8 protein-coding genes and 3 pseudogenes are annotated in these 13,328 nt (G+C 71.9%); 9 read left to right on the top strand and 2 right to left on the bottom strand.

All coding sequences use genetic code 11. From position 1 onward, the window contains the following. Nucleotides 1-359 precede the first annotated feature (359 nt). Nucleotides 360-770 (bottom strand): annotated as a pseudogene (locus GTY47_RS40645) (M24 family metallopeptidase); the annotation flags it as partial. Nucleotides 771-1,003: 233 nt separating this feature from the next. On the opposite strand from GTY47_RS40645, the pseudogene GTY47_RS40640 reads away from it, so the two are divergent. The 9 genes and pseudogenes from GTY47_RS40640 to GTY47_RS04070 all read left to right on the top strand — a co-directional run. Then, nucleotides 1,004-1,510 (top strand): annotated as a pseudogene (locus GTY47_RS40640) (hypothetical protein); the annotation flags it as partial. Nucleotides 1,511-2,643: 1,133 nt separating this feature from the next. Further along, nucleotides 2,644-3,393: pseudogene (locus GTY47_RS04105) on the top strand (hypothetical protein); the annotation flags it as partial. A gap of 170 nt (nucleotides 3,394-3,563) precedes the next feature. Beyond that, complete coding sequence (locus tag GTY47_RS04100; RefSeq protein WP_010038870.1) at nucleotides 3,564-4,406, top strand: nitrilase-related carbon-nitrogen hydrolase; 843 nt, start codon at nucleotides 3,564-3,566, stop codon at nucleotides 4,404-4,406. Then, nucleotides 4,403-5,689: an aspartate aminotransferase family protein gene (locus GTY47_RS04095; protein ID WP_010038867.1), complete on the top strand. Its 1,287-nt coding sequence runs from the start codon at nucleotides 4,403-4,405 to the stop codon at nucleotides 5,687-5,689. The genes GTY47_RS04100 and GTY47_RS04095 overlap by 4 nt, the downstream gene beginning before the upstream one ends. Nucleotides 5,690-5,716: 27 nt before the next feature. Continuing rightward, entirely contained in the window at nucleotides 5,717-7,282 is a 1,566-nt protein-coding gene (locus GTY47_RS04090; protein ID WP_010038866.1) for a PucR family transcriptional regulator, read from the top strand. A gap of 155 nt (nucleotides 7,283-7,437) precedes the next feature. Then, on the top strand, nucleotides 7,438-8,280 hold the full coding sequence (locus tag GTY47_RS04085; RefSeq protein WP_010038864.1) for a nitrilase-related carbon-nitrogen hydrolase: 843 nt from the start codon (nucleotides 7,438-7,440) through the stop codon (nucleotides 8,278-8,280). 121 nt (nucleotides 8,281-8,401) lie between these two features. Continuing rightward, nucleotides 8,402-9,805 (top strand): dihydropyrimidinase, encoded by a 1,404-nt coding sequence (hydA, locus tag GTY47_RS04080; RefSeq protein WP_010038862.1) that lies wholly within the window; start codon nucleotides 8,402-8,404, stop codon nucleotides 9,803-9,805. An 11-nt stretch (nucleotides 9,806-9,816) separates the two neighbouring features. Continuing rightward, complete coding sequence (locus tag GTY47_RS04075) at nucleotides 9,817-10,839, top strand: TIGR03842 family LLM class F420-dependent oxidoreductase (RefSeq protein WP_010038859.1); 1,023 nt, start codon at nucleotides 9,817-9,819, stop codon at nucleotides 10,837-10,839. Between the two features lie 140 nt (nucleotides 10,840-10,979). Continuing rightward, nucleotides 10,980-12,506: an NCS1 family nucleobase:cation symporter-1 gene (locus tag GTY47_RS04070; RefSeq protein WP_010038857.1), complete on the top strand. Its 1,527-nt coding sequence runs from the start codon at nucleotides 10,980-10,982 to the stop codon at nucleotides 12,504-12,506. 52 nt (nucleotides 12,507-12,558) lie between these two features. Here the strand turns inward: GTY47_RS04070 and GTY47_RS04065 are convergent, their stop codons facing one another. Beyond that, a complete protein-coding gene (locus tag GTY47_RS04065; protein WP_010038850.1) occupies nucleotides 12,559-13,227 on the bottom strand; it encodes a hypothetical protein in 669 nt (222 codons plus the stop codon). Between the last annotated feature and the right edge of the window lie 101 nt (nucleotides 13,228-13,328).

The raw sequence follows: 13,328 nt of genomic DNA, 5'->3' as shown, positions 1-13,328 counted from the left end.
GTACTGGGCGGCGCCGCGGACGAGCTCCCGGGCCGGCTGACTGAGCAGCCGGCCGATGTCGATCTGCCGTGGACCGGGACGCGGTCCGCCGAAGAAGCGTGCGAGGAATTCTCCGAAGGGATCCGAGCCGTAGCCCTCCGGGCTGGTGAAGCCGCTGCTCATGGGCCTTCCGTTCCCGGCGTCCCCGGCGCGCGGGCGGGGGACGCCCTCGCTGGTCGACGTGCCGGGGTCGGGTAACCCGGGTGGCAGCCCGTTACACCTGGGGCGCGCTCGTAGAACACCTTCGCACGATCGTGGACGAGAGGCACCTTCGGGGCATACCAGGCAATCCTGGCGTGCGTCAGCGCGCCGTCAGGATTCCTCGGCCCCGGGTTCGTGATCGCCGCCGTGTACTCCGCGCGGGCCGCGCGGGAGCCGTCGTCCGTCTTCAGGGCCGGCCGTCGGGGGCCGCGTGGAAGGTGTCCGTGCCGCCCGCGATGCCCATGGGTTCGATCGCCGGCGCCATGCCGATCCGTGCCGCAGCCGCATCCCGCGCCCCGGACGGCCCGGCACCGAGGGGTCCTCGGGCATCCGGCGGCCGATGCCGTGGCCGCCGAAGCCGTCCGGGATGCCGTAGCCCGCGGCGCGGCAGACGGTGCCGATCGCGTGGACGATGTCGCGCCCGCCTCGCGCAGTGCGTCGTGCGCCACCTCGTCCAGTTCCAGCAGGGAGACGCCCACGTCAGCGGCCTTCCGCGCGGCCGTCAGGGCGCGGGCGACGACCTGGCGCGAACGGGGGCATGGCGCGCACCCTTCTCACCCCCGAAGAGCGCGAACGCGGCGAACGGCTCGGTCGACGCTCGGGCTGTCGTTGGACGAGCCGGCCGTGCGGTGCGTACCGGTGCCGGTCTGACGACGCGGCGCTGAGGCTCCTGCGCCGCGTGTGAAAACTCGCCGTAGCACGGCTGTAACACGACTGGTGTTGCCTACTGGGCGGAGTGCTCCGGTCGGGTGGGAGTTGAGCGATGGCGGCGGATCGACTCCCGAGTGACGTACGGGAGTTCGTGCTTTACCTGGACGGTCTGCTGGCACGACTGGACCCGTCCGGGGGCTGGTGCGCGGTGTTCTGGCAGCGTGACCCCGAGGGCATGCGGGCCTGTCTCGACGGGCGTGAGATGCCGCCGTGGGACGTGGTCGAGGCGCTGTTGCAGGACCTGGCCGGGCAGTACGGCCCGGGAGGCGCGGGCCCGGAGACGGAACGCGCCCGGTCCCTGCATGCCGCCGCACTCGCCGCGTACGATGCCCGGCCCGGTGGCCGTGACGCCCTCGGGGACCGGCTCGACGTCATGCTCCGCGAACAGAAGTACGCCGCCGAGCGCCAGGCGGAACTGACCCGCCTCCTCGCCACCGCCCCCACCCGCGAACAGGCCGACGCCCTCCGCCTCGACCTCGCCTGGGCCCACGACGACCACGAACGCGCGACAGCGCGCTGCGCGGAACTCCGGGCCCGGATGGCCGACTTGGACCGCCGCGAGCGGGGCGTGTTCCACGGGGTGTGGGATGACGGTGACGGGCAGGGTGACGGCGGGCCCGGGTCTGCCGCGGGCGCGGCTTCGGACGGTCGCGGCGGCGCATCCCCGGTCGGGGCCGACGCTGCCTGGTCGGGCGCGTGGCGCCGCAGGCCGGACGGCAGAGGCTTCGTGGCGGCGGACAGGGGTTCGCGAGCAGGATCCGGCAGGGGGGCGAGCCCTGGGACGGCGCCGGAGGACGGTCGCCCGGCAGGGGCCCACGGGCACACGGCTGACGGCCCGTCCCCGAACAGCGGCCGTGGGCGACCAGCCCCGGGCGGCCCGTACGACCCCGGTACGCCTGCCACGCCCTGGCACCGCGACGACCCGGCGTCAGGCGTGACGGGCGTGGCCGGCCGCGATGCCCCCCGGCATACGGACGCCGGGACGGACCCGACAGGGCGCCCCGGCACCCATGACGGCGAGTTCCCGGCGGGGCGTGCCGCCTCGCGGNAGCCGGGGGTGGTGGTGCCTCCGGCGTTTCCGGGGCTCCGGTTCGCGGGGCAGATGGGGGTGACGGCGAGTTTCACGCGGGGCGTGCCAGCTCGCGGCAGGCCTCGGCCGACGGCGCGTCCGGCGTCTTCGGGGCTCCGGCCGGCTGGGCCGATGCCCGCGACGCCGAGTTTCCGGCGGGGCGTGCCGCCTCGCGGGAGGCTCGGGCCGATGCCCGCGAGCGTGAGGGCCGGGCCGGCTGGGGTGCCTCGGGGGAAGCCGGGGGTGGTGGTGCCTCCGGCGTTTCCGGGGCTCCGGTTCGCGGGGCAGATGGGGGTGACGGCGAGTTTCACGCGGGGCGTGCCAGCTCGCGGCAGGCCTCGGCCGACGGCGCGTCCGGCGTCTTCGGGGCTCCGGCCGGCTGGGCCGATGCCCGCGACGCCGAGTTTCCGGCGGGGCGTGCCGCCTCGCGGGAGGCTCGGGCCGATGCCCGCGAGCGTGAGGGCCGGGCCGGCTGGGGTGCCTCCCGGGAAGCCGCAGCCAGCGGTGCGCCCGGCGCCTTTGCCGCAACGGCCCCAGTCGTCCCCGAACCCCTGGCCACACCTGCATCTTCAGTCACCCCGGAAACCCTGGACGCCCCAGAACCCCCAGCCGTTACCGAAGTCCCGGCCCCCAAGCAACGCAAACGCCGCCGCGGCGGTGCCCGGTTCGCCGGGATGGTCGAGGAGGATGCCGCACCCGTCGTCGCGCCCTCCGGTGCTGTGCCGCTGCTTCCTGACCCCGCCCCCGCGACCGGCCGCCGTACGCCCCGTGGTGCGCGGTTCGCCGGGGCCGCCGAGGACGTGGGGGAGGAGCGGGCGGAGTCGCGGGCCGTGGGAGCCGGTGGGGCGGAGCGGAGGGACGTCGCACGGGCCGTCGAGACCCTCGCGCGGCTGCGGAAGGAGGGGCGCAGCGGCGAGGCGCACGCTCTGCTGGCCGAGGCCGCGTCCTGGGCCCCGGTCCGGTTCCCGCTGCTCGCGCACGAGCTGGAGCGGGCCGGGCTCGGTGCGGACTGGCAGACCCTGCTCTGGGAGGCCGCCTCGCTGCCCGCCGGGCGGCTGGTCGCCGCGGCCGACGCGCTGGGCGCGGCCGGGCGCGCGGGCGACGGGCAGCAGATCCTGCGGCAGGGCGTCGCCCGGCCCCCGGGCGAGATCGGAGAGGCAGTCCTCGGGCTCGTCGCCGCGGGGCGTGACCGCGAGGTGCGCGTGCTGCTCGACGCGTACGTCAGGGCGCGCACCCCCGAGGAGGCGGCCCGCAGCGCCGAGCCCGGTCCGCAGACCCTCGTACCGCTCCTGCTGGAGGCCGCCCGGGGGGTGTCGGACGAGCGCCGCTGGGACCTCGTGCACGCCCTCCGGGTCGCCGGATTCCCTGCCTGACCGGGCATCTCGTGCCCCCGGCGACTCACCCACAGGAGTGCGAATCGCGCCCGGCACCGCGGGTTGGCGACGATGGTCTTGGCAAGCCCGAGCCGGAGGCTTACGTTCGTGGCTCTACGGCCCGCTTCTACGGGCGTAGAGGCGCAGACGTCGCGTCGAAGGAGCAGCTCATGGCCAACGTCGTACGTGCCGCCCTGGTCCAGGCCACCTGGACCGGCGACACCGAGTCCATGGTGGCGAAACACGAGGAGCACGCCCGCGAGGCGGCCCGCCGGGGCGCGAAGATCATCGGTTTCCAGGAAGTCTTCAACAGCCCCTATTTCTGTCAGGTCGAGGAGCCGGAGCACTACCGCTGGGCCGAGCCGGTCCCCGACGGGCCGACCGTGCGGCGCATGCGGGCCCTCGCGCGCGAGACCGGCATGGTGATCGTCGCGCCGGTGTTCGAGGCGGAGCAGCCCGGCTTCTACTACAACACCGCGGCCGTGATCGACGCCGACGGCACCTACCTCGGCAAGTACCGCAAGCACCACATCCCGCAGCTCAAGGGGTTCCGCGAGAAGTTCTACTTCAAGCCCGGCAACCTCGGCTGGCCCGTCTTCGACACGGCGGCCGGCAAGGTCGGCGTCTACATCTGCTACGACCGCCACTTCCCGGAGGGCTGGCGGCAACTCGGCCTGGCCGGGGCCCAGCTCGTCTACAACCCCTCCGCCACCCACCGCAGCCTGTCGTCCCACCTGTGGCGGCTGGAGCAGCCCGCGGCGGCCGTCGCCAACGGGTACTACATCGCCGCGATCAACCGCGTCGGACAGGAGGAGTACGGCGACAACGACTTCTACGGTACGAGCTACTTCGTCGACCCCCGCGGGCAGTTCGTGGGCGACGTCGCCAGTGACAGCCAGGAGGAGCTCGTGATCCGGGACCTGGACATCGACCTCATCGAAGAAGTGCGGCAGACGTGGGCCTTCTACCGCGACCGCCGCCCCGACGCCTACGAAGGACTGGTGCAGCCGTGACCAACGACCTGCTGGGCCGCCACCGGGCCGTGCTCCCCGACTGGCTCGCCCTCTACTACGAGGACCCCCTCGAGATCACCCACGGCGAGGGCCGTCACGTCTGGGACGCCCACGGCAACCGGTACCTCGACTTCTTCGGCGGCATCCTCACCACGATGACCGCGCACGCCCTGCCCGAGGTGACCAAGGCGGTGAGCGAGCAGGCCGGGCGGATCATCCACTCGTCGACCCTGTACCTCAACCGGCCGATGGTCGAACTCGCCGAGCGCGTGGCCCAGCTGAGCGGCATCCCGGACGCCCGCGTCTTCTTCACCACCTCCGGGACCGAGGCCAACGACACCGCCCTCCTGCTCGCCACCACCTACCGGCGCAGCAACACGGTCCTGGCCATGCGCAACAGCTACCACGGCCGCTCCTTCAGCGCCGTCGGCATCACCGGCAACCGCGGCTGGTCCCCGACCTCGCTGTCCCCGCTCCAGACGCTGTACGTCCACGGCGGCGTGCGCACCCGCGGCCCGTACGCCTCCCTCGGCGACGACGACTTCATCGCGGCCTGCGTCGACGACCTGGTCGACCTGCTCGGGCACACCCGCGCCCCGGCCGCGCTGATCGCCGAACCCATCCAGGGCATCGGCGGCTTCACCTCACCGCCCGACGGGCTCTACGCCGCGTTCCGCGAGGTGCTGAACGAGCACGGCGTCCTGTGGATCGCCGACGAGGTGCAGACCGGCTGGGGCCGCACCGGCGAACACTTCTGGGGCTGGCAGGCCCACGGCCGGAACGGGCCGCCGGACATCATGACCTTCGCCAAGGGCATCGGCAACGGCATGTCCATCGGCGGCGTCGTCGCCCGCTCCGAGATCATGAACTGCCTCGACTCCAACAGCATCTCCACGTTCGGCGGCACCCAGATCACCATGGCGGCGGGCCTCGCCAACCTCAACTACCTGCTGGAACACGACCTCCAGGGCAACGCCCGGCGCGTCGGCGGCATGCTCATCGAGCGGCTGCGGTCCGCCGCCGCGCAGGTGCCGGCCGTACGGGAGGTGCGCGGACGCGGACTGATGATCGGCATCGAGATCACCAGGCCGGGGACCGACCAGGCCGACCCGCAGGCCGCAGCGGCCGTCCTGGAGGCGGCCCGCGAGGGCGGCCTGCTGATCGGCAAGGGCGGCGGCCACAACACCAGCGCCCTGCGCGTCGCCCCGCCGCTGTCCCTCAACGTCGCGGAGGCCGAGGAAGGCGCCGCGATCCTCGAGAACGCTCTGAGGAGCATCCAGTAGCAGTGCACTGAACAAGGGAACGGCACCATGACCATCACCTTGGATTCCCTGGGACCCGCGCTGTCGGTCCGGCAGGTCCTCACCCTGGAGCGGGTGCTCGCCGGGGAGCCCGAGGTGGTGGCCGGCGCGAGCCATCTCGACCGGCCGGTGCGCTGGGTGCACGTCGCCGAGGCCGCCGACGTCGGCGTGATGCTCAGCGGCGGCGAGATGGTCCTCACCACCGGTGTGCTGCTCGCCGGCGACGAGGAGAAGCAGGCCGAGTACGTCCGGTCGCTGCACCGCGCGGAAGCCGCCGCCGTTGTCCTCGGACTGGGCCGCGCCTTCCCCGCCGCACCGGCCGTGATGCGCCGGGCCGCCGAGCGGTGCGGGCTGCCGATGGTCGTCCTGCACCGGCCCTTCCCCTTCGCCGAGCTGACCGAGGAGGTCCAGTCACGGCTCGTGCGGCGCAAGTTCGCCGCCGTCAGCCTCTCCGAGGCCGTCCGCACCGAACTCACCGCCCTCATCACCGCGGGCGCCCCGCTGCAACGCCTGCTCGACGAGGTCGCCCGGCACAGCGCCTGCCCGGTCGTCGTCACCAACCTCGCCCACCGCGTCCTCGGCACGGCGGGGGAGCGGCCGGCGGTGGACGACGTGCTGCGCGACTGGGAGCGCATCGCCCGCCAGGCCGGAGGCACCGAGGGCGACGGCTGGATCCGGGCCGAGCTGGGCGGACGCGGGGAGCGCTGGGGCCGGATCGTGCTGTGCGGCTACCGGGGCGACACCGCCACCGGGCGGCTGCTGGCCGACCGCGCCGCCGAGGCCCTCGTGCTGCACCGCATGCTCGGCGGCGGCGCCGCGTGCTCCTGGGAGGAGCAGTCCGCGCAGAGCCTGCTGACCGACCTGGTCAGCGGTGTCGTACCGGCGCGGCAACTGCTGCCCAGGGCGCGCGCGGCCGGGCTGCCGGTCAACCGGCGGACGTTCGTGCCGCTGGTCGTCCGCGACGGCGACACCGCCCGGCTCGACCGGCTGCTCCGTCTGCTGGGCCTGCCCGGGCTGGTCGCCGAGCTGGCCGACGGGGCCACCGCCGTGCTGCTCAGCCTGCCCCGCGACCAGGACGCGGACGCCCTCGCCGCGCACTTCGCGACCCGGCTGCGCACCGAGTCCGGCCCGTCCCGCACGGTCGTCGCCGCGGCCGACCCCCGGGCCGTCTGGGAGGACGTCCCCGCCGGACTGCGCGAGGCCCAGCACGTGGCGGACGCCGTCGCCGACTCCGCCGCCGCCCTCGACCTCCCGCCGGTCGTCCGCCTGCGCGATGTCCACCTGCGGGGCCTGATCCGCCTGCTGCGCGACGATCCGCACGTGCAGTCCTTCGCGGAGCGGGAGCTGGACGGGCTGCTGTGCGAGACCGACGAGGACCTGCTGTCCGTCCTGCGCACCTACCTCGCCACCGGTCGCAACAAGTCCCGGACCGCCCAGCTCCACCACGTCTCGCGGCCCGCCCTCTACCGCCGCCTGGAAGCCATACAGGTCCGCCTCGGGGTGGACCTCGACGACTTCGAGCAGGCCGCCTCGGTGCACATCGCACTCCTCGCGCACGACGCGCAACAGCAGTGAAACACCCGACCACCTGGGAAAACGGCGGTGAAACATGGGCTCACGGCAGAGTGACACGGTGACACGCCGCACGCCCGCAGACGTGACACGGTGCAACTCAAAGTGCGCTTCCCGGCTTCCTAGGCTCACGGCACACCGAGCGACCGGAGGTCCCGATGAGCCGAGTGATCCGTGCCGCCGTCTTCCAGACCGCCTGGACGGGCGACAAGGAGTCGATGATCCAGGTCCACGAGCAGGCGGTCCGCGACGCGGCCGCGCAGGGTGCCCAAGTCCTGTGCTTCCAGGAGCTGTTCTACGGACCGTACTTCTGCCAGGTCCAGGACCCGGCCTTCTACGAGTACGCCGAGCAGATCCCCGAGGGCCCGATCGTCCGCCGCTTCCAGGCCCTCGCCAAGGAACTTGGCATCGTCCTGGTCCTGCCGATGTACGAGGAAGAGCAGCCCGGCGTCCTCTACAACACCGCCGCCGTGATCGACGCGGACGGCTCCTACCTGGGCAAGTACCGCAAGACGCACATCCCGCAGGTGAGGGGTTTCTGGGAGAAGTTCTACTTCCGCCCCGGCAACTCCGGCTGGCCGGTCTTCGAGACCGCCGTCGGCAAGGTCGGCGTCTACATCTGCTACGACCGCCACTTCCCCGAGGGCTGGCGCGCACTCGGCCTCGCGGGCGCCGAACTCGTCTTCAACCCCTCGGCCACCTCCCGCGGCCTGTCGGGCTACCTCTGGCAGCTGGAGCAGCCGGCGGCTGCCGTCGCCAACGAGTACTTCGTGGGCGCGATCAACCGGGTGGGGGTCGAGGAGTACGGCGACAACGACTTCTACGGGACGTCGTACTTCGTCGACCCGGAGGCCCAGTTCGTCGGCGAGGTGGCGAGCGACAAGGAACCCGAACTGGTGGTCCGCGACCTGGACATGGCCAAACTCCGCGAGGTCCGCGACCGCTGGCAGTTCTACCGGGACAGGGCCCCGGGGGCGTACGGGCCACTGACAGCACCCTGAAACGCCCGCTGGGGACACGCCTTAAGGGGCGCGGGGCCGTATTCGACATGCGGCTACCGCCGCGCGGGCGCGAGCAACCACCGACAACCGGCACGCATCCACCGCGAGGAGCGACCACGACATGAGCAGCCGTACAGTCATCCGCGGCGGCCTCGTCATCACCGCATCCGACGAGATCCACGCCGACGTCCTGATCGAGGACGGCCGCATCGCCGCCCTCGCAGCCACCGGCACACCCGCCGCCGAAACATTCACCGCCGACCGAGTCATCGACGCCACAGGAAAGTACGTCATCCCCGGCGGCGTAGACGCCCACACCCACATGGAGCTCCCCTTCGGCGGCACCTTCGCCTCCGACACCTTCGAGACCGGCACCCGCGCCGCCGCCTGGGGCGGCACGACCACGATCATCGACTTCGCCGTGCAGAGCGTCGGGCACAGCCTACGCGAGGGCCTCGACGCCTGGCACGCCAAGGCCGAGCACAACTGCGCCATCGACTACGGCTTCCACATGATCGTCTCCGACGTGAACCAGGAGACGCTCAAGGAGATGGACCTGCTGATCGAGGAGGGCGTCACCTCCTTCAAGCAGTTCATGGCCTACCCGGGCGTCTTCTACAGCGACGACGGCCAGATCCTGCGCGCCATGCAGCGCTCCGCCGAGAACGGCGGCCTGATCATGATGCACGCCGAGAACGGCATCGCGATCGACGTCCTGGTCGAGCAGGCGCTGGCCCGCGGCGAGACCGACCCGCGCTACCACGGCGAGGTCCGCAAGGCCCTGCTGGAGGCCGAGGCCACCCACCGCGCCATCAAGCTCGCGCAGGTCGCGGGCGCGCCCCTGTACGTCGTGCACGTCTCGGCGACGGAGGCGGTCGCCGAGCTGGCGCGGGCCCGCGACGAGGGGCTGAACGTCTTCGGCGAGACCTGCCCGCAGTACCTGTTCCTGTCCACCGACAACCTCGCCGAGCCGGACTTCGAGGGCGCGAAGTACGTGTGCAGCACCCCGCTCAGGCCGAAGGAGCACCAGGCCAAGCTGTGGCAGGGACTGCGGACGAACGACCTCCAGGTGGTCTCCACCGACCACTGCCCCTTCTGCTTCGTGGGGCAGAAGGAACTCGGCCGCGGCGACTTCTCCAGGATCCCCAATGGTCTGCCGGGTGTGGAGAACCGTATGGACCTGCTCCACCAGGCCGTCCTGGACGGGCACATCTCGCGCCGCCGGTGGATCGAGATCGCCTGCGCCACCCCGGCCCGGATGTTCGGCCTCTACCCGAAGAAGGGCACCATCGCGCCGGGCGCCGACGCCGACGTCGTCATCTACGACCCGCACGCCGAGCAGGTCATGTCGGCCGAAACCCACCACATGAACGTCGACTACTCGGCGTACGAGGGCAAGCGCGTCACCGGCCGGGTCGAGACGGTCCTCTCGCGCGGCGTACCGGTCATCACCGAGCGGGAGTACACCGGGCACGCCGGGCACGGCGTCTTCACCCCGCGTTCCACCTGTCAGTACCTCAACTAGGAGTGGCGCAGATGGACTTCGGACTCGTCCTGCAGACCGACCCGCCGGCCTCGCGGGTGATCAGCCTGATGAAACGCGCGGAACGGAACGGATTCTCGTACGGCTGGACCTTCGACTCCGCCGTGCTGTGGCAGGAGCCGTTCGTGATCTACAGCCAGATCCTGGCCAACACCACGAAACTGAAGGTCGGGCCGATGGTGACCAACCCCGGCACCCGCACCTGGGAGGTCACCGCCTCCACCTTCGCCACCCTCAACGACATGTTCGGCAACCGCACGGTCTGCGGCATCGGCCGCGGCGACTCCGCGATGCGCGTGGCCGGCCGCAAGCCCAACACGCTGGCCCGGATCAGCGAGGCCATGAAGGTCATCCGGGCCCTCGGCAGCGGCCAGGAGGCCGACCTCGGCGGCGGCACGGTCGTCCGGTTCCCGTGGATCGGGCCGGGCGCAGAACTCCCCGTGTGGATGGCCGCGTACGGACCCAAGGCCCTGAAGATGACCGGCGAGGAGGCCGACGGGTTCATCCTCCAGCTGGCCGACCTGTACCTGACCGAGTACATGGTCAAGGCCGTGAAGGACGCGGCCGTCACCGCCGGCCGGGACCCGTCGGCGGTGACCATCTGCGTGGCCGCCCCGGCCTACGTCACCGAGGACGACTCGCCCGAGGCGCTCGCCCACGCGCGCGACCAGTGCCGGTGGTTCGGCGGGATGGTCGGCAACCACGTGGCCGACCTGGTGTCCAAGTACGGCGAGCACTCGGCCGCCGTCCCCGACGAACTCACCGACTACATCAAGGCGCGCGAGGGCTACGACTACTCCCACCACGGCCGCGCCGGCAACCCGGACACCCAGTTCGTGCCCGACGAGATCGTCGACCGGTTCTGTCTGATCGGCCCGGTCGAGAAGCACGTCGAGAAGCTGAACGCGCTGCGCGCCCTCGGTGTGGACCAGTTCGCCGTCTACGACATGCACGACGCGCAGGAAGCCGTGATCGACACCTACGGATCGCGGGTGATCCCCGCCGTCAACGCCTGACCTCCTCCCCGCGGCACCCCCTTCGAACTCCCCCTTCCCGGCGGCCCGGGGAGGGGGCCCAGGACGCTTGTCGAGCGCACCCCCCATCGGCGCCACCCGCATGGCCTTTCCCGACCCACTTCCCCTGATTGGCCTGGCCCATGACCGACACCGCTCCCACGGCCCCACCGCCGACCACCCAAGTCACCCTCGCCGACGGCCGGGTGGAGATCGCCCCGGGCGCCCCCGCGCCGACCGGGCCCTACGCCAACGAGGACCTGCTGCCGGTCCCCGTCGACAAGCGCACCTGGACGACGTACAACTTCTCCGCGCTGTGGGTCGGCATGGCCCACAACACGGCCTCCTGGACCCTGGCCTCCGGTCTCATCGCCGTCGGCATGGACTGGAAGCAGGCGGTGTTCACCATCGCCCTGGCCAATGTGATCGTGCTGATACCGATGCTGCTCACCGGGCACGCCGGGCCCAAGTACGGCATACCCTTCCCCGTCTTCGCCCGGGCCTCCTTCGGCATCCGCGGGGCCAACCTGCCCGCCGTCGTACGGGCGCTGGTGGCGTGCGGCTGGTTCGGCATCCAGACCTGGATCGGCGGCGAGGCCATCTACTTCCTGGCCGGCAAGCTCATCGGCAGCGGCTGGGCGGACGCGGCGAAGGTCGGTGGCTACGCCTGGACGATGTGGCTGTCGTTCGCGATCTTCTGGGCGCTCCAGGTCGTCATCATCTACCGCGGCATGGAGACCATCCGCCGGTTCGAGAACTGGGCGGCGCCGTTCGTGCTCGTCGGTGCGTTCGTGATGCTGTGGTGGATGAGCGACAAGGCGGGCGGCTTCGGCCCGCTGTTCGACCAGCCGTCCAAGCTCGGCTGGGGCGCCGACTTCTGGAAGCTGTTCGCGCCCGCCCTCATGGGCATGATCGGCTTCTGGTCGACGCTGTCGCTGAACATCCCCGACTTCACCCGCTACGGCAAGAGCCAGAAGGCACAGACGTGGGGTCAGGCCCTCGGTCTGCCGACGACCATGACGCTGTTCGCGTTCCTGTCCGTGATGGTCACCTCCGGCTCGCAGGCCGTCTACGGCGAGGCGATCTGGGACCCGGTACAGCTCGCGGCCAGGACCGACAACACGGTGGGCCTGCTGTTCGCCCTCGTCACCGTCCTGGTGGCCACGCTGTCCGTCAACGTCGCGGCCAACCTGGTCTCACCGGCGTTCGACTTCTCCAACATCGCGCCGCGGAAGATCAGTTTCCGGGCGGGCGCGCTCGCCACCTGCGTCCTCGGTGTGCTGATCTTCCCGTGGAAGCTGTACTCCGACCCGCAGGGCTACATCTTCACCTGGCTCGGGCTGGTCGGCGGCCTGCTCGGCACCGTCGCGGGCATCCTCATCGCCGACTACTGGATCCTGCGCCGCTCCCGGCTCGACCTGGCCGACCTGTACCGCACGGGCGGGCGCTACTGGTACGAGGGCGGCTGGAACTGGCGGGCCGTCGTCGCCTTCGTGGCCGGCGGTGTCCTCGCCGTCGGCGGCGCCAGCTTCAAGCCGCTGATCGACGGCCGCCCCATCCCGGCACTGGCCGATCTGGCCGACTACGGCTGGGCGGTGGGCCTGGGCACGTCGATGGTGCTGTACCTGGTGCTGATGGCGGCACGGGGCGGGAACCGGGCCACCGTCTGACCCGGCACGCGCACGACACGGACACGACGCGGACGCGGATGCTGGAGGACGGTCAGCCCTTGCCGCCCTCCAGCGCGGCCACCGCTTCCCTCGCGGCCTTGATGGCGCCCTTGTTGATCGTGTCCGTGCTCGGCGCCTTCTTCGACTCGAAGTCGCTGCCGTTGTACGTGACGATCACCAGCGCGTTGGAGGCGCGGACGAACACCTGGCCCTCGCGGGTCTGCTGCTTGTCCTCGGTGGTGAGGTTGACGATGGAGTACGCGGTGTCGCCCAGACCGGGGACGGGGCCGCCGCCGCTCTTCTCCTCGGTGCGCCCCTTGTAGGCCTTCCCCGCCGCCTCGTCCGACTCCATCACCTCGAAGGACACGTCGAGCCAGCGGTAGTCGTACCCCTTGAGGGCGTTCCAGGAGCAGGTACGGCGCAAGTCCGAGTCCGTGGACGGAATCTCCTTCCCGGCCGTCTTGGCACCCGGCACCAGCGACTCGACCGTCTTCTTGGCGACGCTCTCGCACGGCGCCGGCGCGGCCGCGTAGGCCTTCGACTCCGTCGAGGTCGACGGGGCGGACGCGGACTGGGTCTCGGTCTTCTCGTCGGCCGGCTTGTGCTCGGCGGCCTGCGGCGCGGCGAGCGGGCCGGACGACAGCGCCCAGCCCGCCGCGGCGAGCACGGCCACGGGGGACAGGCGTGCGGTCAGGGCCAGGGGCAGAGGTAGGGAACGCACGGCGCCCTTCTCGTGGGGGACGGCGGACGGGACGACAGTTTCACATGACTCCCTGTGACGCGGAAGGGCGAACTCGCTCCGTGCCTGCGCGGTGACGGTGA

Source organism: Streptomyces sp. SID5464, assembly GCF_009862985.1.
Taxonomy (GTDB): Bacteria; Actinomycetota; Actinomycetes; order Streptomycetales; family Streptomycetaceae; genus Streptomyces; species Streptomyces chartreusis_D.
This window is presented reverse-complemented; position numbering and strand designations above follow the sequence as displayed.

Coding starts and splice junctions, on each gene's coding strand:
- GTY47_RS04100 (WP_010038870.1), top strand. CDS start 3,564: ATGGCCAACGTCGTACGTGCCGCCCTGGTCCAGGCCACCTGGACCGGC.
- GTY47_RS04090 (WP_010038866.1), top strand. CDS start 5,717: ATGACCATCACCTTGGATTCCCTGGGACCCGCGCTGTCGGTCCGGCAG.
- GTY47_RS04085 (WP_010038864.1), top strand. CDS start 7,438: ATGAGCCGAGTGATCCGTGCCGCCGTCTTCCAGACCGCCTGGACGGGC.
- hydA (WP_010038862.1), top strand. CDS start 8,402: ATGAGCAGCCGTACAGTCATCCGCGGCGGCCTCGTCATCACCGCATCC.
- GTY47_RS04075 (WP_010038859.1), top strand. CDS start 9,817: ATGGACTTCGGACTCGTCCTGCAGACCGACCCGCCGGCCTCGCGGGTG.
- GTY47_RS04070 (WP_010038857.1), top strand. CDS start 10,980: ATGACCGACACCGCTCCCACGGCCCCACCGCCGACCACCCAAGTCACC.